Origin of the sequence: Bacillus sp. ISL-18, assembly GCF_018613415.1 — a bacterium.
Classification (GTDB): Bacteria; Bacillota; Bacilli; order Bacillales; family Cytobacillaceae; genus Neobacillus.
Window position 1 is genome coordinate 166252 of the sequence record NZ_JAGGQG010000003.1, and the last position, 19000, is coordinate 185251.

At 40.0% G+C, this 19000-nt stretch carries 21 protein-coding genes and 1 pseudogene; 8 read left to right on the forward strand and 14 right to left on the reverse strand.

The window, feature by feature from the left end:
• Window positions 1-35: 35 nt before the first annotated feature.
• From J7E81_RS06680 to J7E81_RS06690, 3 genes are all read right to left on the reverse strand, one after another.
• On the reverse strand, window positions 36-218 hold the full coding sequence (locus J7E81_RS06680; RefSeq protein WP_215041386.1) for a hypothetical protein: 183 nt from the start codon (window positions 216-218) through the stop codon (window positions 36-38).
• A 181-nt stretch (window positions 219-399) separates the two neighbouring features.
• Window positions 400-909 carry a GNAT family N-acetyltransferase gene (locus tag J7E81_RS06685; RefSeq protein WP_215041387.1) on the reverse strand — a complete coding sequence of 170 codons (510 nt, stop codon included), beginning with the start codon at window positions 907-909 and terminating at the stop codon, window positions 400-402.
• Entirely contained in the window at window positions 909-1589 is a 681-nt protein-coding gene (locus J7E81_RS06690) for an alpha/beta family hydrolase (protein ID WP_215041388.1), read from the reverse strand. Before J7E81_RS06690 ends, J7E81_RS06685 begins: the two co-directional genes overlap by 1 nt.
• Before the next feature lie 76 nt (window positions 1590-1665).
• On the opposite strand from J7E81_RS06690, the gene J7E81_RS06695 reads away from it, so the two are divergent.
• Complete coding sequence (locus J7E81_RS06695) at window positions 1666-2004, forward strand: DUF3889 domain-containing protein (RefSeq protein WP_215041389.1); 339 nt, start codon at window positions 1666-1668, stop codon at window positions 2002-2004.
• 110 nt (window positions 2005-2114) lie between these two features.
• Here J7E81_RS06695 and J7E81_RS31285 read toward each other — a convergent pair.
• From J7E81_RS31285 to J7E81_RS06710, 3 genes and pseudogenes are all read right to left on the reverse strand, one after another.
• A pseudogene (locus tag J7E81_RS31285) lies at window positions 2115-2521 on the reverse strand (HIT family protein); the annotation flags it as partial.
• 56 nt (window positions 2522-2577) lie between these two features.
• Window positions 2578-3414: a pentapeptide repeat-containing protein gene (locus J7E81_RS06705; protein ID WP_215041390.1), complete on the reverse strand. Its 837-nt coding sequence runs from the start codon at window positions 3412-3414 to the stop codon at window positions 2578-2580.
• 717 nt (window positions 3415-4131) lie between these two features.
• Window positions 4132-4842, reverse strand: coding sequence for a hypothetical protein (locus J7E81_RS06710; protein WP_215041391.1), 711 nt, complete (start codon window positions 4840-4842; stop codon window positions 4132-4134).
• A 308-nt stretch (window positions 4843-5150) separates the two neighbouring features.
• Between J7E81_RS06710 and J7E81_RS06715 the strand changes: the two genes are divergently transcribed.
• From J7E81_RS06715 to J7E81_RS06745, 7 genes are all read left to right on the forward strand, one after another.
• The gene (locus J7E81_RS06715) at window positions 5151-5900 is read left to right on the forward strand and encodes a DeoR/GlpR family DNA-binding transcription regulator (protein ID WP_215041392.1); all 750 of its coding nucleotides are present in this window, start codon (window positions 5151-5153) and stop codon (window positions 5898-5900) included.
• Window positions 5897-6814 carry a 1-phosphofructokinase gene (gene pfkB, locus J7E81_RS06720; RefSeq protein WP_215041393.1) on the forward strand — a complete coding sequence of 306 codons (918 nt, stop codon included), beginning with the start codon at window positions 5897-5899 and terminating at the stop codon, window positions 6812-6814. The genes J7E81_RS06715 and pfkB overlap by 4 nt, the downstream gene beginning before the upstream one ends.
• 12 nt (window positions 6815-6826) lie before the next feature.
• A complete protein-coding gene (locus tag J7E81_RS06725) occupies window positions 6827-8701 on the forward strand; it encodes a PTS fructose transporter subunit IIABC (protein ID WP_215041394.1) in 1875 nt (624 codons plus the stop codon).
• A gap of 157 nt (window positions 8702-8858) precedes the next feature.
• A complete protein-coding gene (locus J7E81_RS06730; protein ID WP_215041395.1) occupies window positions 8859-9581 on the forward strand; it encodes an ABC transporter ATP-binding protein in 723 nt (240 codons plus the stop codon).
• Window positions 9578-10684, forward strand: a complete 1107-nt coding sequence (locus J7E81_RS06735; RefSeq protein ID WP_215041396.1) for an ABC transporter permease — start codon at window positions 9578-9580, stop codon at window positions 10682-10684. The genes J7E81_RS06730 and J7E81_RS06735 overlap by 4 nt, the downstream gene beginning before the upstream one ends.
• Window positions 10685-10695: 11 nt before the next feature.
• Window positions 10696-11346 (forward strand): TetR/AcrR family transcriptional regulator, encoded by a 651-nt coding sequence (locus tag J7E81_RS06740; RefSeq protein WP_215041397.1) that lies wholly within the window; start codon window positions 10696-10698, stop codon window positions 11344-11346.
• 59 nt (window positions 11347-11405) lie between these two features.
• On the forward strand, window positions 11406-11885 hold the full coding sequence (locus tag J7E81_RS06745) for a GyrI-like domain-containing protein (protein WP_215041398.1): 480 nt from the start codon (window positions 11406-11408) through the stop codon (window positions 11883-11885).
• Window positions 11886-11998: 113 nt separating this feature from the next.
• On the opposite strand, the gene J7E81_RS06750 is transcribed toward J7E81_RS06745, so the two are convergent.
• The 8 genes from J7E81_RS06750 to J7E81_RS06785 form a co-directional block, all read right to left on the reverse strand.
• Window positions 11999-12625: a glycine-rich domain-containing protein gene (locus J7E81_RS06750; RefSeq protein WP_215041399.1), complete on the reverse strand. Its 627-nt coding sequence runs from the start codon at window positions 12623-12625 to the stop codon at window positions 11999-12001.
• A gap of 41 nt (window positions 12626-12666) precedes the next feature.
• Window positions 12667-12933 carry a hypothetical protein gene (locus J7E81_RS06755; protein ID WP_215041400.1) on the reverse strand — a complete coding sequence of 89 codons (267 nt, stop codon included), beginning with the start codon at window positions 12931-12933 and terminating at the stop codon, window positions 12667-12669.
• A gap of 285 nt (window positions 12934-13218) precedes the next feature.
• Entirely contained in the window at window positions 13219-14055 is an 837-nt protein-coding gene (locus J7E81_RS06760) for an aldo/keto reductase (RefSeq protein WP_215041401.1), read from the reverse strand.
• A gap of 22 nt (window positions 14056-14077) precedes the next feature.
• Window positions 14078-14722, reverse strand: coding sequence for a bifunctional 4-hydroxy-2-oxoglutarate aldolase/2-dehydro-3-deoxy-phosphogluconate aldolase (locus tag J7E81_RS06765; protein ID WP_215041547.1), 645 nt, complete (start codon window positions 14720-14722; stop codon window positions 14078-14080).
• 203 nt (window positions 14723-14925) lie between these two features.
• On the reverse strand, window positions 14926-15081 hold the full coding sequence (locus J7E81_RS06770; RefSeq protein ID WP_215041402.1) for a hypothetical protein: 156 nt from the start codon (window positions 15079-15081) through the stop codon (window positions 14926-14928).
• A 1-nt stretch (window position 15082) separates the two neighbouring features.
• Window positions 15083-16333, reverse strand: a complete 1251-nt coding sequence (locus J7E81_RS06775) for a Ger(x)C family spore germination protein (RefSeq protein ID WP_215041403.1) — start codon at window positions 16331-16333, stop codon at window positions 15083-15085.
• The gene (locus J7E81_RS06780) at window positions 16308-17414 is read right to left on the reverse strand and encodes a GerAB/ArcD/ProY family transporter (RefSeq protein WP_215041404.1); all 1107 of its coding nucleotides are present in this window, start codon (window positions 17412-17414) and stop codon (window positions 16308-16310) included. Before J7E81_RS06780 ends, J7E81_RS06775 begins: the two co-directional genes overlap by 26 nt.
• 5 nt (window positions 17415-17419) lie before the next feature.
• Window positions 17420-18961 carry a spore germination protein gene (locus J7E81_RS06785; RefSeq protein WP_215041405.1) on the reverse strand — a complete coding sequence of 514 codons (1542 nt, stop codon included), beginning with the start codon at window positions 18959-18961 and terminating at the stop codon, window positions 17420-17422.
• Window positions 18962-19000: the final 39 nt, after the last annotated feature.

The following is a 19000-nucleotide window of genomic DNA, read 5'->3' on the forward strand; positions in this document are numbered from 1 at the left end:
ATCAAGAGGTTTTTGTCATTTTGTGGAATTTCTCTCTACTCGTGATTAAATTCCTCGTTCAAATGGTTCGAGTTAAGATTAAATTCTTTATAATTATTAAGATTCGGACTATTATTTAAAATCTGGTGCGCATCCCACTGGGCCTTTAAAGGTTGAATGTAATGCTCGGGAACAACAACCCCTCTTTTTTTCAAATGAGAATAAATGCTTTCCGTCATACTCAAGCGACCCCTTTCCTGTTAAGAAGTGACACACTTGCTCCTCTATTCCATTATATCACTTGAACAGCGCCTTTGATAGCGCTTTCATTAAATTCTAATAAAAGAAAATAACCTCCATTTTGGAGTATGAACGTTATTCCATAATTTGCCCATACCCCGTTCCTTAAGCAACGAATTCCTATCTATTTAAATGCAACACCATATAGGCATCATCAAAATATACTCCATTTATTTTTAAAGCGTTCTTTTCAAGTCCAAACTCCTGAAAACCTAATTGGATATAAAGCTGTTTCGCACTATGATTACTGGCAGTTACGTTTAAATTGATTTGTTCTATTCCCCCGATGTCCTTTGCTTTCTGAATAGCCGCGGTCATTAATGCCTTTCCTGCCCCTAATCTCCGACTGGTAGGGGTGACATACATGGCAAAAATGTTTGCCCGGTGGCGAATTTTCATCCGTTCTTCTTGAAGAAGTGTCACAACGCCAATTAGTTGATCCTTATCGAATGCTCCAAATGTATAGTTTCCTTCCGCTGTAAAGTTACGAGCCGTTTGTTCCACAGCGTTTTCCCTTGTGACTGATTCCTCATAGCTAGTTAAGAAGGCCTCTGGATGGTTCTTTAATGCTTCAAGCCGTAATACCCAGTAGTTTGTGGCATCAGCTGGGGTTAATAACCGAATTTCCATTAGCGCGCTCTCCTTTGTTTATTTTCGACTATAAACGTCTGAACACATTCCATCACCATTTTTAATGCATCTATTGAAGCCGTGATATCCCCTTTGATTTCCAAACTATGATCGCCATTTGGAACGGTAACGGTGCTGAGGAGCTCATTCTTTTTAAGTATTGTAACACGCTCTTCGATGTAATGATGATCTTGATCACCAATTACACATAAAGAAGGCAGTTCAGTATGTAATAGTGCCTCATAAACAAGATCTTGTTTTAGCAGAGGAGTCAACCAGATGCCAAAAGCGTTACGAATAAAGTTCCGTTTCGACCATTCAATTGCCATAGGAATGCTTCCTATTGATTTACTTAATAAGAAACAGCGCTTATAATCGGTACCCTTTAATACTTCCTCAACTGTTGCCTTTACGTCTTTGTACATCCACTGAGTTTGTTCAGACTCGGGAAGTTTTTTAAACTGGTCATTTTTTGCAAACCTATAATTCACATGAAGAACATCTATATTTTGCTCCACGCATAAACCAGTTGCATAATGGAACAGCGGCCGCTGGTTATTGTAGCCGAGTCCAGGCAGCATAATGCAGAGGTTCTCATTTGGATCTTGGTTTCGAAACCATGTATAGGGAATCAGCGAAAATGCGTTTCTCTTAACATTGCCTTCCTGTATTTGATACACCTTGTTCACCTCTTTCAATTATTTCCAACATAAGTTATAACCCGATATGTAATCCTAATAAAAAAGGGGTAATCATATGAAAAAACTTCTGATCAGCTTGATGATTACGTTTGTTTTTATAGATATGGGATTATGGCAGTTGTTCCCCCACGAGGCTGCCGCCCAACAAAAACCCATCCCGCCATATGCCAAATGGGGTACCTACGCAATGAAGAAAACGCAAGAACGATATCCTCATGCAAAAATTATTGATTATCTTCATATCGGGAGAGTAACAGGCCCGCGGTCCAGCACTGAAAAATTTAAACTCTGGTTAAAAGATGACAAAAAGGAATTTGGCGTGTTTGTCGATATTGAGTTCAACCCTGCAACCAGTCAGGTGATTAGGACTACTTTTAAAGAAACTACGCGGTAAATGAAGGAGGGTGTATTTCCCTCCCTTTGGATCAGACAATTACCTCTCCTCACATAATGCCTTTGTCAACAGGATCGCTTCGATTACCCCGTTTACATTCTCTTGGTCATTCTAGCATGGCGTAAGACGGGCCTTAGGGATTCGACCGAGCGGCCAAACTCGTTCATCCATTTATAGCGGGGGACCATCCAAGTGTGAAAATGGCGGGTTGTATCCTCATTATAAAAGTAATAAACATGGTCGATTTCTAGAACTTCTCTTTGCGCTTTTCTGATTTTTGTTAAAGGGTTAGTGTAATCAAGCTTCTCTTCATCCGTTAACTCATCAAAGCAATAAAAATGTGCTTTGATGCTAAGATGATTAATCCTTTGATGGGGTAAGCGACATCCTGATGCGCATGAAAATACTCTGTCTCGATGACAACTCCACCATCAGGCTCCACCAGGCCGCTTGTTAATGCACAGCTTAAACATTCCACTTCAACAGTGGTTCCGTTAGATAACGTGATTTGTCTCATTACTATTCCCCTTTACTCGTCAGCAAGCTTTATTAATATAGAGCATGATAGGAAGATTAGGCTGACCAGTGGGATGGATGCGAGAGTAATCGAGGCAGCTTTGTCTTGGCATCGCCTTTGGCAGCATTTACTTGTGCTTGAGTAAGAAAGATACTTCCAGTCAGATCGGCTCCACTAAGGTTAGCATCGCGCAGGTCGGCTCCAATAAAATCTAAGGTTCGCAGGTCCGCTTCCCTTAGGTCCGCCGCAATCAGATAGGCCCCACGTAAGTTAGCTCCTCTCAAATCCGCTTTTCTTAAGTTAGCTCCGATGAGGTCAGCACCATGACTTATCTTTCGTTTTGGTTTCGAACCGGCACGGACTAGCTCGCTTGTTTTTACAAGTAAGTTATTTATCTCCGCTCTGTGTCCTGGTACAGAGAGTTCCTTAAGTTGGTTGGGGCTGAGAAATGTAAGTTTTTCTGTTTGATCGATGGCTTGACGGAGTTGTCTATGGATGGCGGCGGTGGCTTCTAATGATAGGGCTTCAGTTAAATACCAGAGCATCTCCTGGAGCTGCTGAACGATAGGGAAAACCTCAAACATTTCCTTGGATGTTTCATTGTCGCGCCAGTTCTTGCCTTGGTAGGTAACTTGAGAGACTTTTTGTCCGGCTCCAAAACATTCATAAACTGCACAGCCTTTGAATCCCTTTTCCCTTAAGTGCTGATGGATACCGCAGCGAAAGTCTGATTGTAGATTCGTGCAGGGTGATCCTCCCTCTTTGTCTAAAGCAAAGTCCGCTGAAGCAGCGAACGGCAAGGCGACACAGCACAACCCGAAGCAGTCCTCACACTTGGCACGAAGCGGCTCATGACTGCGGTCCTCATGTGATAATACGGTATGATTTGACAAAAGGTCCACTTCCTTTCTGTTACCTTTTACTATAAAACAAAATGGCTGGAATCGGGAGTAGTTTTTAGTTGATTAGCTGGGATTGATTATTCCGATGTAGAAAGTCTCTAGAGGACTCTCTCATGTGACTTATAGCTGAAGTCTATTTGACAAAATGGAATGTGTCTCTTTGTAAAATATCAATAGTTAAATACTATTCGAGAAAATTGTAGCGGCTATATAAAAATTGTCCGATCGAGGTGATCTATTGGACAGAGTTATCGGATCTCATAGTCAAACTGTCCTTTAGAACCTTTCTATTAGACAAAATCATCGGATCTCTTAGTCAAACTGTCCTTTAGAACCTTCCTATTGGACAATTTCATCGAATCTATTAGTCAAACTGTCCTTTAGAACCTTCCTATTGGTCAATTTCATCGGATCCCTTAGTTAAACAGTCCTTTAGAACCTTCCTATTGGTCAATTTCATCGGATTCCTTAGTGAAACTGTCCAATAGAACCTTTCTATTAGACAAATTCAACGGATTCCTTTGTCAACTGTCCTTTAGAACCTTCCTATTGGTCAAAGCCTCGAATATCTTAGTCATACTGTCCAATAGAAATCGGGAATTGACTGATAGATGAGATTTGATGGACTAGTTCCTATCTAAGACCATTAGCTTCCATCAAAAAAGCACAAGCAATCTCAGATCGCTTGTGCCTGCCAAAATAATCCTCTTAATCTTTTTCTCCCGTTGAACCGGCACCAACTATATTTTGAAATGTCTTCTTCCACACCAAATACCCGTACTCCATAGTGGACAACGTCAGCCCCATCCAGGCAAACAGACACGAACCCGGATAAAAATCATATGTACCTTGTTGGACAGGCTCCCCTTCATTCTCCCTCTCAGCCCGGCCAGCAGGAATTTTTTCAACAGCAGGATCTTCTACCACTTTCAAAGATTTAGCTGCCACCTTTTCAGGATCCTCAGCAGTCCTCGCTTCTCTTATTTCTGCAAAATCCTCTGCCGAAACAGAAGCATACACAGGATCCGGAGTCTTTTCAGGAACTTCCGCTTCAAAAGAAATGTCCCTTTCTTCAACTTCCTGTTCTGCCCCCTCATTCTCTGGAAGCAGTACTTCCAAAGGACCGCCAGACATCGAGTTGATGGCCTCCGTTATAACTTTCGTGATTTCTTCCTTTGACAAAACCTTAATAGAGATCCACCCGCGTGGATCCACTTTAAAACCGTGTTTCTTGATGGTGTCCTCCGACATATACTTTCCGATCACGTAGCCATTTCCACTTGGGTGTAATTGCGTGGCCAAAGTCTGGCCCTTTTGAACACTTTCAGGATAAACAAAGCTCACCTTTCCATTACCGTTCATCTTTTCCTTCAATTTAAATGAATGAAAAATAGCCTTTTTTTCCTCAAAAGATAACACTCCAATGACTCCCTTCCAAAATACCTATATTTTTAACTAAAAAACAGGCAAAACTAATAAAGAAACGGTCATCAACTTCCAAGTAAAATTTACCAATATCAACATTATTATACCAAATAAATCACATTGGGACTTAATTTATTGCCTTTTTATAGGGTTTTAAACCTTTTTTTAAATTACGTCAAAACGGTGAATGTTTTTGGATGTTATAGATTGTTTATGAAAGTTTTTGGTTGATTTTTTCCGAAAAAATCAGTATGATAGAACTACAAGTAAGGTATGAAAGCGTTTTATAGGAGGCAAATCGGATGTTAGAGCCTGAACGCCATCAAATTATTCTAGAAATATTAAAGAAAAAGAATTCAGTTAAGCTGCATGAACTAGTTGAGCTTACGAATTCATCGGAATCAACGATTCGCAGGGATCTCACCCAACTAGAAGAAGGCAAATTTCTTAAAAGGGTTCATGGTGGTGCAGCCAGACTTCAGGGAAAGCTGCAAGAACCCAGCATGACCGAGAAATCATCCAAAAACCTTCAAGCTAAGCGGGAAATCGCTCAATATGCTGGAGGCTTAGTTGAAGAAGGTGATTGTATCTATTTAGATGCAGGATCGACTATTTTCGAAATGATTCCTTTCCTTCCCAGTCAGATAGTCGTTGTAACAAATGGACTTATGCATGCAAACGAGCTTCTCGACAGAAATATAAAGACCTATTTACTAGGGGGTCACATCAAGTCTACCACCAAAGCTATGGTTGGCCGCGGTGCACTTGAGAGCCTCGAACAGTATCGTTTTGATAAATGCTTTATGGGTGTAAATGGTATACACCCACAATTAGGGTATACAACTCCTGACCAAGAAGAGGCCATGATTAAACAACAAGCTATTAACCTCTCTCGTGAGGCCTATATTTTAGCAGATGAGTCCAAATTCTCTGAGATTGCTTTTGCAAAAATAACCGACCTTCACGAAGCAACAATTCTTACAAATGAGTTGGACCTCGATACGAAGGAACAGTATTCCAGTAAGACAAAAATAAAGGTGGTTACTTCATGATTTATACAATAACGCTAAATCCATCACTTGATTATATCGTAGAGTTAGAACAAGTCACTTTAGGCGGATTAAACAGAACGAAAAAGGAAACTAAATTGCCTGGCGGGAAAGGGATTAACGTCTCACAAGTCTTAAAAAGATTAGACATGACGAACAAAGCCCTAGGTTTTATCGGCGGTTTTACAGGTGATTATATTGAAAACTATCTAAAGTCACTTGAAATTAACACGGATTTTGTCAGGGTTGATGGCGATACCAGAATCAATGTAAAAGTAAAGTCTGACTCAGAAACAGAAATCAATGCATCCGGTCCCAACCTTACGAAAGAAAACTTCGAAGCATTGAAGAAAAAAATTCATGCGTTAACGAGCGAAGATACTCTTGTTTTGGCAGGAAGCATTCCTTCCAAAATGCCAACGAACACATATGAACAGCTCGCTGAGATTTGTAAAGAAAAAGGGATTAAATTTGTGGTTGATGCAGAAGGAGACTTGTTAAAAAAGGTGATTCCATTGCAGCCTTTCTTAATCAAGCCTAACCATCATGAACTTGGTGATTTATTTGACACCACCCTTTCCACTTGTGAAGAAGTCATTCCATACGGAAGAGAACTGATTAAACAAGGTGCACAAAATGTGATTGTCTCACTTGCAGGTGAAGGTGCCGTCCTTATTAACAAAGACAAAGCCATCATCGCCACAGTTCCAAAGGGAGAAGTCAAAAGCTCCGTTGGCGCTGGGGATTCAATGGTAGCTGGTTTTCTAGCAACCTATGAAAAAACAAAATCGATTGAAGAAGCCTTCCGCTTTAGTGTTGCGTCAGGAAGTGCTACAGCTTTTTCGATTGGTCTATGTACCCCTGAAAAGATTGAAAGTTTACTTCCGCAAGTAAAGCTCGAAACGAAATTATTCTAAAGGAGACTGTGTATGAAAATTACAGAGCTTTTAACCAAAAATACGATTAACTTAAACATAAAAGGCACACAAAAATTAGATGCAGTTGAAGAGTTAGTTTCAGTCTTAGATCGTGCCGGCAAATTAACTGACAAGGCGGAATATAAAAAAGCTATTTTAGCAAGAGAAGCACAAAGTACAACCGGTATCGGTGATGGAATTGCCATTCCACATGCCAAAACAAAGGCAGTTAAACAAGCAGCAATTGCGTTTGGCCGATCAAAAGAAGGTGTAAACTATGAATCTCTTGATGGCCAGCCTGCCCACCTTTTCTTTATGATCGCAGCAACAGAAGGTGCAAACAATACTCACTTAGAAGCACTTGCACGTCTTTCAACTATCTTAATGAACCCAGAGGCTCGTCAACAGCTGTTAGAAGTAAAGTCCGAAGATGAAGTGTTAGCAATCATCAACAAATATGATCAAGAAGACAAAGAAGAAACACAGTCAATGGCTGGGAAAAATCAATTTATAGTTGCCGTTACCGCATGCCCAACAGGAATTGCCCATACGTATATGGCAGCTGATTCCTTAAAGGCAAAAGCGAAGGAAATGGGTGTCGACATCAAAGTTGAAACCAATGGATCTGGTGGGGCGAAAAACGTGCTGACAGCGGAAGAGATTGAAAACGCTGTGGCAGTTATTGTGGCGGCTGATAAAACAGTAGAAATGGCCCGCTTCAACGGCAAGCACGTGATTGAAACAGCGGTAGCGAATGGAATTCGCAAGCCAAAGGAATTAATTGACCGTGCGTTAAAGCAGGATGCCCCAATTTACCAAGGAAATGGCTCTACTGCTAGTAATGATAGCGGAAAGCAAGGCAGAGGCGTTGGAGCAACAATTTACAAGCACCTAATGAACGGTGTATCCAACATGCTTCCATTCGTTGTCGGCGGAGGTATCTTAATCGCCATCTGTTTCATGTTTGGCTTTAATGCATTCAAACCGGATGATCCAACTTATAATCCGATTGCTGAAGCCCTAATGACAATCGGCGGCGGTAATGCATTTGCTCTAATGGTTCCTGTTCTTGCTGGTTTCATCGCGATGAGTATTGCAGACCGTCCTGGATTCGCTGCAGGTATGGTTGGCGGTATGCTGGCAAATGCCGGCGGCGCTGGTTTCCTTGGCGGACTGATCGCAGGTTTCCTTGCTGGTTATTTAGTGGTAGGTTTAAAGAAAGTATTAACTTTTATGCCAGCATCACTTGAGGGGATTAAAACGATTCTCTTATACCCTCTATTAGGGATTGCCTTAACTGGATTTATTATGCTATTTGTTGTTAATAAGCCTGTCGGTGCTCTTAATCAAGCCATTTCTCATTGGTTATCCAATCTTGGAACTGGAAATGCCGTTTTACTTGGAATTATCCTTGGTGCAATGATGTCGTTTGATATGGGCGGACCAATCAACAAGGCAGCATATGTATTTGGTACTGGATTATTAGCTAATGGTGTGTATGAGCCAATGGCAGCCATTATGGCGGCAGGTATGGTTCCTCCACTAGGTATCGCCATTGCAACAACTGTATTTAAAAAGAAATTCAGCCAGCAGGATCGTGAAGCTGGTAAAGTGAACTACATTATGGGATTATCTTTTATTACCGAAGGTGCAATTCCGTTTGCCGCAGCAGATCCGCTTCGTGTCATTCCTTCTGTTATGGCAGGTTCAGCGGTAGCCGGTGCATTATCCATGATGTTCCATATTGGCCTTCGTGCCCCTCACGGCGGAGTATTCGTCATGCCGCTTGTTAGCGGTAACTGGTTGCTTTACTTGTTATCAGTTGTGATTGGTGCAGTTGTTTCCGCAGTCCTTCTTGGATTTTTGAAAAAGCCTGTAACAGAATAAATTATTCAAAGCACGATTTCCATTCGGGGGATCGTGCTTTTTTCATAACTATCATCAAATTATTGAACTTTTTTCAAACACAATTGACCTTTTACTTTTAACCGCTTTATAATAAAAGTGAGTAATCACTCATTTTATTCCCGAAGGGGGTTTCTCTATGTCAGCATCGATTCTTTTGAAGGATGTCAGTAAAAGTTTTGGAAAAAAAGAAGTTTTGCACCATGTTAACTTATCGGTTGAACCCGGACAAATCTACGGTCTAATTGGACCCTCTGGCTCAGGCAAAACCACCTTAGTAAAAATAATTGTCGGTATGGACCGTCCCTCCAAAGGTGATGTACAGGTTCTAAATACAACGGTTCCTAACTTACACCTGCTGCAAAAAATTGGTTATATGGCCCAAGCCGATGCGCTCTACACCGATTTAACAGGTGAGGAAAATTTGGCCTTCTTCGCTTCTCTTTTTAAACTTAAAAAAGAAGTACAAAAAGAACGCATTGCCTATGCGGCCAATTTAGTCAATCTCACAGCCCATTTAAAAAAGAAGGTTCAAGACTACTCCGGCGGCATGAAACGCAGGTTATCATTAGCTGTTGCCCTCATTCAAGACCCGCAAGTTCTTGTATTAGATGAACCAACAGTCGGAATCGATCCCGAACTGCGCCTATCAATTTGGTCTGAAATCAACCGTTTAAAGCAAGAGGGCAAAACGATCCTAGTCACCACCCATGTAATGGACGAAGCAGAAAAATGTGATTATCTTGCCATGGTTCGAGATGGTGAAATCCTAACAAGCGGTTCACCTCAAGAATTAAAGAAACAGTACGGGATCACGACATTAGAAGAGGTATTTTTAAAGGCTGGCGGTGTTAAAAAATGAGGATTCTTGCTCTAGTTAAACGAATTATCCATCAAATGCTCCGCGATAAACGTGCACTTGCAATGATGATGGTTGCTCCATTATTAATTCTTACTCTGCTCCATTACCTGCTGGGAGGTAATACAGTTGATCCGAGAATGGGTGTGATCGGAGCGGATGCTTCCCTTGTTAACCAATTAAAAAGAAAAGAAATCACTGTTAAACAATATACCGACCGTTCTAACTGGAACAAAGTCATGGAACAAGATAATTTAGATGCGATTCTTCAAGTCAATGAAAATGATATAAAACTTACACTTCAAAATGATCAGCCTTCCGCTACTAAGGCCCTGCTAATCAAGGTTCAACAAGCGATTGCGGCGGAAAATGCCAAAAAGCAATCTGTAAAAATGACCCAATTCATGCAAGAGATTCAGAATAAGCTGCAAGGGGTGCCATTAAAACTCGAGCAGTCTGCGACTCCAAAAATTGAAACCACTTATATATACGGTAATAAGGATACAACCTTTTTTGATCAGTTAAGCCCTATCTTAGTTGGTTTCTTTGTCTTCTTCTTTGTATTTCTGATTTCAGGTATCGCCTTGCTTCGGGAACGGACAACTGGAACGTTGGACCGTTTATTAGCTACACCGATTCAACGAAGAGACATTGTACTTGGTTACTTGTCAGGATACGGTTTATTTGCGATCATTCAAACCCTGATTGTCGTCGTTTATGCAGTCAAAGTATTAGACATTATGCTTGTGGGCTCATTTTGGAATGTGGTCATTATTAATCTGTGCCTTGCACTTGTTGCATTGTCGCTAGGGATCCTTTTATCGGCTTTTGCCAATTCCGAATTCCAAATGATGCAGTTTATTCCAATCGCAATTGTTCCTCAGGTCTTTTTCGCGGGAATTTTTCCGTTTGAAGGTATGGCAGACTGGATGCAAGTGATCGCAAAAATTATGCCCCTGTATTACGGCGGAGATGCATTGGTTTCTGTTATGTATAAAGGGCTCGGCCTTAATGATATTATTAACGATCTACTTGTCTTATTAGGATTTGCCCTTGTTTTTATCCTCCTAAATATAGTAGTTTTGAAAAAGTATCGAAAAATTTAAAGGAGTAAACTATGTTCGAAGAAGAAGAATTGTTAATACAGCAGTTGTTTGATGAGGAAAAATTAACCGAAAAGCAAAGGAAAATACTCCTTTCGGCGATTGAATCATTTTCCGAAAAAGGGTATGCTTCCACGTCCACAAGTGAAATTGCTAAAAAAGCTGGGGTAGCGGAAGGAACGATTTTCCGTCATTATAAAACTAAAAAGGACCTATTAATGGCAATCGTTGTTCCCATCATGGCAAAGGTGGTTGGCCCCTATATTGTAAATGACTTTGATAAGGTCTTAAATCAGCAATACGACCGCGTCGAGGATTTTCTCAAGGCGACGATTGAAAACCGCAGAGATGTCTTAAAAAAACTTCTCCCTGTAGTTAAAATCATGCTTCAAGAGATCCCCTTTCACCCAGAGCTGCGAGAACAATTTATTGAATTGATTGTGAAAAATTTGTTTGGCCGTGTTTCAAATATCATTGAAGGCTATCAGCAAAAGGGGCAAATTATTGAGATGCCTGCCGTAAGTGTAGCTCGTCTCGTGATTACTAGTGTTATGGGTTACTTATTTTCACGGTATATCCTGTTCCCAGATGCTCCGTGGGATGATGAACTGGAAACCGAACGCACGGTCCAATTTATCATGCACGGGTTAGGAAAAAAAGATTAAATCATTAAATGCCTTTATCACCTTCATTGATATTGGTGAATCGAAAGGGAGCAAAACGGATGATTTATAAAATTATTGAACGAGAACATTTTCAAGTGGTTGGAATTAAGCGAGAGTTTTCCTGTGTGAACGGAGAAAATTTCAGAGAAATTCCAAAAATGTGGGATGACGTTCATGCCGATGGCACAAATGATTTGTTAGTTGAGCTCAATAATGGTGAAATCAAAGGTGTTGTGGGTGTCTGTGTAGACAAACGTTCCCAGCAGCCCGGATTAATGGATTACTGGATTGCTGCTGAATATGAAGGTCCTCAGCCAGAGGGTCTAGAGATTCTAGATATTCCTGCAGCCAAGTGGGGAGTATTTGAAGTACACGGGGCAATGCCAAATTCCATGCAGAATGCCTGGAAACAGATCTCTTCTGAATGGTTCCCATCAAGTCATTTCGAGCATGCAGCGGGTCCTGAGTTAGAAGTCTATTCTCCAGGTGACCCTTGGAGCCCAGATTATTACTCTGAGATATGGATACCGCTAAAATAATAGGAATGAAGAAAGCGGTGCCGCCTGCGCACCGCTTTCTTCTGCTAAAAATCAAACGTTAACCTTACGATGAACAACCGCTGCCGCAGCTCGAACAGCTTGAACCAGAGCAATTAGAGCCTGAGCAGCCTGAGTGATGGCCGCCCTCCATCTCCTGAATGATGATGATCTGTTGAGGCCGTGCCGCAAAAAACAGCGGTTGTACATCCACTTGTGTAGTTTCCAGGGTTCGCAAAAGCATAAAGCTTAACATGGTTCCAATACTCATCAAAATAATAGAAAGAAAAAAAGATCATTACAAGGGACAGAGAGGTCATTTCACCATATGTTTGAAGTCTGGTAAACTTACCTTTTTTATGAATCTGATACATCGCTTCCGCTTCACTTAATTGTTTTTTCATCTGTGAAATCAAGTACTCAATTAATTCCTTGTTATCCTGATTCACTCTAAAATACTTTTCCTTTAACGTTTCGCTAGGACTCTCTCTAAATTCTTTTAAGAGCTGAATCTCAATAGGATGAGTGAAAAAACTCCCCCATGTTTTCCAGCTATACTTGGTTATTTTAAACAACTGTGAAAAAGTCCAATCATAAAATGCTCGTTCGTGTGGTGCTGGCTTGGGATTGGTGTTTGGTGTATGATGAAGCATCTGTCCGAGGAACCGATCGGAAAAGGTTTGATACTTTTGAGTAAAAAGGATCATCGTATGCCAGACTTCATCAACCTCTTGGCTGAACATGGGAGTTGTCTTTAAAATATTTGATAGCAAGAAGTAGCGCTTTACTCAAACAACCGCCATTCAAATTCATCCTCAGATAGTTTAGGATTTTCCTGAAGGAAGCGCTGCCTCACTTGTTGGATATAGTCATCCGGGAGGGCGGCGTTTAGTTTATCAACCAGAGGTTCGAAAAGGGCATGATCCAGGATGCCTAGCCGTGGCGGAATATTTTCCTTTGATAAAGTTGGCTTACTACTCTTTACGATTTTAGAAACACCTGCTGTAAGCCCAATTAATATAAGGCCTGTAATGACGATTCCACCAATCACTTAATCAGCCTCCCTTGTTGGTAAAAGTAGATTGACATGTTGATCAATTGTTCTAAAGGTGTATCCTACTTTGCTAGATTCGTATTAAGCACCCATATTTCTGTATTTCTATTCGTCTAGCGAAAAACGCATCCAACTTATTCCATAATATACAATTAATTTCTTTAAATCAATTAGACTTGTACATGTGTATATATTTGTTACATCATCAAATGATACAAGTCTACTTTCTGTAAAATAAAAAGCACAAGCAAGATAAAGCTTATCTGCTTGTGCTTCCGTTTATTAAAACCCAACCGTCATCTTATCCGGATGAGATCCTGCACGACTATCCTGGTTTAATCCATCAATTTTATCCATATCCTCCTGGGACAACTCAAAATCAAAGACCTCGGCATTCTCAATAATGCGATGCTCTTTAATAGATTTTGGAATCGTCACCACTTCATTCTGCAAATCCCAGCGCAGGATGACTTGAGCTACCGATTTATTGTACTTTTGGGCAATATCGACAAGAACCGGTTCGCTAAGCAGCTGTCCTTGTTTTAAAGGTGACCATGCTTCAAGTTGAATACCTTCCTTTTTACAGAAAGCGTGAAGCTCCTTCTGTGTTAAATGCGGATGATACTCCACCTGGTTCACCATTGGCTTAATTTCAGCCGAACTAATCAACTCTTCTAAATGGTGGATTTGAAAATTACTTACACCAATAGCACGCACACGGCCATCTTTATAGAGCTTTTCAAATGCTCTCCACGTATCTTTAAATTTATCTTTTCCTGGCCAGTGAATTAAATAAAGGTCCAGATAATCGAGTCCAAGCTTGTTAAGACTGGCTTCAAAAGCATTTAGCGTGGATTCATATCCCTGTTCAGAATTCCAAAGCTTTGTCGTAATAAACAACTCTTCCCGGGGAATGCCCGACTCTTTAATGGCTTGACCCACACCTTCTTCATTGCCATAAATTGCAGCAGTGTCGATACTAATATAACCGTTTTTGAGTGCGGCCTTAACAGACTCAACAACTTCTTCGCCTTCTTTTACCTTAAACACGCCTAATCCCATCCAAGGCATTTTCACACCGTTATGTAAAGTGGTCGTATCTTTTAAATTGACTGCCATCAGCTTATCCCCCTATCGGTTATTATCCTCTTGCCGCTTGAACTTTTTCGATATACTGCTTAGCATATTCAGTGATTTTTTCATATTCCCCCGTTTTGGCTGGTGCGATTAAATTTCCGCCTACACCGACAGCGATACAGCCGTTTTTGATCCATTTATCAACATTCTCCAAATTAACACCGCCGGTAGGCATAATATTAATTTGTGGAAGAGGCGCTTTGACAGCCTTAACAAAATCTGGACCGTAGGCACTGCCAGGGAATAATTTCACAATATCCGCTCCTGCTTCTAACGCCCGCTTCATCTCAGTAAGCGTCATACAGCCTGGCATATAAGGAATTTGATAAAGATTACATAGTGTTGCCGTTGCTTCATCAAACGCCGGGCTGACCACAAACTGAGCTCCGGCTAAAATCGCTATTCTAGCTGTTGCCGCATCGAGCACAGTTCCTGCGCCAATCACCACATCTGGGTGATTTTGATAAAGCGCTGCCAATTCTTCAATCACTTCAACCGCACCTTGGACTGTAAAGGTCACCTCAATCCCCTGAATACCTCCCTTTACACAGGCTTCAGAAATGTTTACGGCCTCTTCCTTTGAATCCGCACGAACAACTGCAACGACACCGCAATCTGCAATTTTGGTTAAAATATTGAATTTTTTCAGCACGATGATCACCTCTCCTAGTCTACTTTTTCGCAAATAATCTACTTACATAGTATAAACCTATTTTATAGTTTAACGAAAGTATCTACATTCGCATCGATAAAGTCTTCACTTTCTTAAAAAGGTGAACTCCGTTACTCAACCTTACTTATAGAGGTAGGAACTAAATGGGTGGTATCAGTGATCAACTAGCTTCCCCTCTTTTAAATAATCGTAAAGAACGGAAGGACAACTATGGTAAGACAAAGGAAAAATACAGCAGCTGCACTTAACTTTTGTTCTCCCTTCCACAAGGTAACGCCAAAACCAAAGGTATAGGCTGTAATGCCAAACAATACGATGTAAGTTACTAATTTCATACTATCCTCCCTTCTTGACCGTTTTTTTTGTTTGCTTTCCATAATCAATAATCTCTACTTCCGGTTTTACAATAATATCGGCTCTTAAAAACGATTTCTCCCAATCAAATTTTTCAAATTCCTTATTTGTTAAAAAATAGGGACGTGCATAAAGCGGTAATGGATAGGGTACACCCTTCAATTTTGTTTGTGATTTCTTAAATAAACTTTCATTCATTTCTTTGAAAAAGCTAATCACTTGTTTTTTTAGGATTTGCCTATTTTTTTTAGAAGTGTAGGAAACCATCGATGGATTTGTCATAATTTCTACTTTTAAAGGGATGGTGATAATCACTTGGGGCTTCGTCCCTTTTAAATTTTTCATTTTCACTTTATTATTTTCCCTTTTCATTATTCTGGCAGCAAATTGCCTCCTTTTGTTAGAAAAAGGATCCGGAATATCGATCAAGATATCTTTGATGTCCGTTGTATCATCTAGAACATTGACAATCCTGGTTTCTTGGCCAGTGAGTTTTTTAGTCATTATCCCATTTTTAAAAACAGCAGAGCCAATAAATTGCGTATCATCCAGTTCACCAGTTGCATCTACCTGGCCCGCAATATATTCATCTTCACTTTTTACCTTGGTATTCTTAGACTTGATAGCTGTTGTATACATTGCCAAATAGAGGTCTGTTCCTCTATCTAGCGTTTTAAAATAACGGAATAGGGTTGAATCTGGAATCATTCCATTTTCAATCCCGTGATCGACCATGTATTGAAAATATTTATGCGGCCTTGTTTCCATCATAGGCTTATTTTTCACAAAATAGTCACTGGCATTTTCTCTAGAAACAGCTAAATAGGTATTCATTCGGATTTCTTTATCTTTTTGTGTATCAATAATGGTCACCGGAAAATTTTTATCCTTCGCATATTTCTCAGATACAATAATAATTCTTAAAAATTCGTAACTAATGGTTCGAGAAATGATGGAATTGGCGGTCCCTTTGGCGGCAATCATATCATTCACATCAAAGGTAATAATCTCCCGCGGCTTTTCGTTTGACCCGCCGCCGCCCTGCATACTGCCCACTTCAGGATTTGCAAGCAGCATGGTTACTTTGATTTTCCCTTTATGTTCAGATTTATCAAGTCCTAACCCAATTACATAGGAACGATCTTCGATTTCCTCTCGATCCCAACAGCCCGTTAAAAGGTATACCACACTTAGAAGTATCATTCCTTTACATACTATTCCTGTTTTTCGCATGTTTAAATTCTCCTCTTAACATTGCAGCTAACCAAAGCAAGACCGACATAGAAGTAAATACAAGCCCTGCAGCACTAGAAGTAAACATTTTAAATTGACTGACCGTGATGGCTGATTCGGGAAAGCTTCCAATTAATAAGTAAAGTGTGGCTAAAGATGGAATTAAGTATTCGAAATCTTTGATTTTAAAAAGAAATCCGAACATCATTCCATTAATATACAAAAACGCCGTAAAGCGAATAAAGGCTGACATTAACCAAATGACAAAAAAGATGATTTCTACATTAGGAAGATAGCTTCCCAGTGATATATAGCGGATAAGTGTATGAAAAGGATAGCCAATCGTTCCTAACGAAGTATCAAACAAACAGATATAGGCCAGTATCATCACACTTAGGCTAAATGAGATAAATAGAAAAGAAATCCAGGTTCCTTTACGGAAGTCCTTTCCAGAACTTATAAAAGGGATGAGGGTCGTAAATAGAAAAAAATCAGTGAACAGTGATACTCCAATAAAACTACCTTGAACGATTTTTACAGGGCCTGATCCTAAAATGGGAAACATCGCTCGAATCGTACTGGTTTTTGTACTTAACAAAAAGGCAATATATAAAGAGATAACCGCATAGAAAATAATTAAATACGCTACCGACCCAATATGTTGAATTCCTTTTTTAGCACCATATGCACATATTGAAAATAACAAGGCATAAATCACTAGTACAGGGGTGGTTGGGTAATAAAATGTCCGAATGATATTAGAATAGGACCGTGAATCGAACGATATCCCACATGAGCTAATAAGGAAAATAACCAGGCAAATCAAAAAACCAATGTACTTGCCGAATAATTTTTGAATCACTGAAAACAAATCTTTGTCAGGGTACAATGAAAGAGTTTTTAATAATAAAAGTAATGGAATAATAGAAATTCCTGCCGCAAGAATGGGAATCATCCATGAAGCATTTTGGACTATCTTGTACAGAATGCTCGGAGTATCCTCGGTTGCCTTCGCCCCCACCATCAATATAGCGATAGAAACGTAATCTCGAATACCAAGTTTAATCTGCTGCTGATTCATAATGTTTATCCCTTTCTTTGTCTAACCATATCCTTTGGTTTTAAATAACCAGGACGAAGCCTTTCTTTAAACGGAACATGCCGGATAATTAAATCCTTAGATGAAAAGAAGTGTGGTGTCATCGGTGCAAAGTATGGGGTACCAAAGGATTTTAACGAAACTAGATAAAACAATCCTAAAATAAATAATGATGTTGCCCCGTATATCCCCAATGCTCCGGCAGTAAAAATAAATAAAAAGCGGCTGATTCGGATGGCAAAGTTAAGACTGACATCACTGATGATAAATGAACTTAGGCCGCTCAAAGCAATGACAATGATAACGATCGGACTAATCACATTTGCCTGAACCGCCGCTTGTCCCAAAACTAAAGCACCAACAATACCTATTGTAGGACCAATTGGAGACGGGACACGCAGCCCAGCCTCTCGTATAAGCTCAAAGGCAATTTCCATCATCAAAATTTCGATAATTGATGGAAAGGGAACGCGTTCTCTTGTCCCAGCAATCGCCATTAATAAATCTGGCGGAATCATCCCAACATGGTAATTGGTAATCGCAATATAAAAGGAAGAGGCGAATAAAGCTACAAACATCGCCATTAACCTCAAAATACGAATAAAATTACCATAAGGAGTCCTTAGGTAATGATCCTCCGGGGAATGGATGATTCCCCAAAAAGTAGCCGGCAGCACCAAACAGCTGGGCGAATTCGACATCAATAGGATAATATGCCCCTCTTCAATGAAGGCGGTTGCCCGGTCAGGACGTTCTGTATACAATAGCGTTGGAAATAGCGATCTGGGTCGCTCTTCAAGATATTGTTCTAATATACTTAAATCTAGAATTTTATCCGTATCCAGTGCGGCAAATTTTCCCTTTATGTTCTTGAGTAGATCTTCATTCACTAAATCCTTCTGATAAACAAGAAAGACATCATTCCTTGACCGTTTCGATACAACCTGAGACTCTATAATCAAATTCTCATTCTTAATCTTTTTTCGGATTAGCGCTATATTATCAATTACCTTTTCATTAAAGGCTTCCTTTGCCCCTTTGACAATAACCTCATTTTGCGATGTCTCTATTCCACGTCCGCGCGTTTTGGTTGTTTCAAACAAATAGCAGTCCTGATCACCATCAATAAACAGTGCAGCTATTCCGCCTGTTATATACTCTGTAATTTCTCCGATGATGGTCGAGGATTTTAGTATAGGATAGGAGACTATATCCTCGAGATTTCTTGTAGGCTGATCGCTTTTGAGTAATTTCTCGATAATGCCTTCCTGAATATTTTCGACATCAACCATTGTACTTATATAGATAATAAAGGCACGACGGTCAAGGGCTCTGACCCTTAATTCGCGTACCTTAACATCTGTATTTTTCGGATAGCTGAAGAGGGTTTTAAAAGTATCCAAATTATGTTCATAATTCTTGCTTATATCCCTTTTTTTTAAATCCATTACCTTTTGATTGGATTGTTCGTCAAACTGTGGTTCAGAATTTAATTTTTTCAGAAGCATTTTCAAAATTGTCTTTTTCATTATGAACCACCCCCATTTTTAAATAGTTTTCCAACTTTA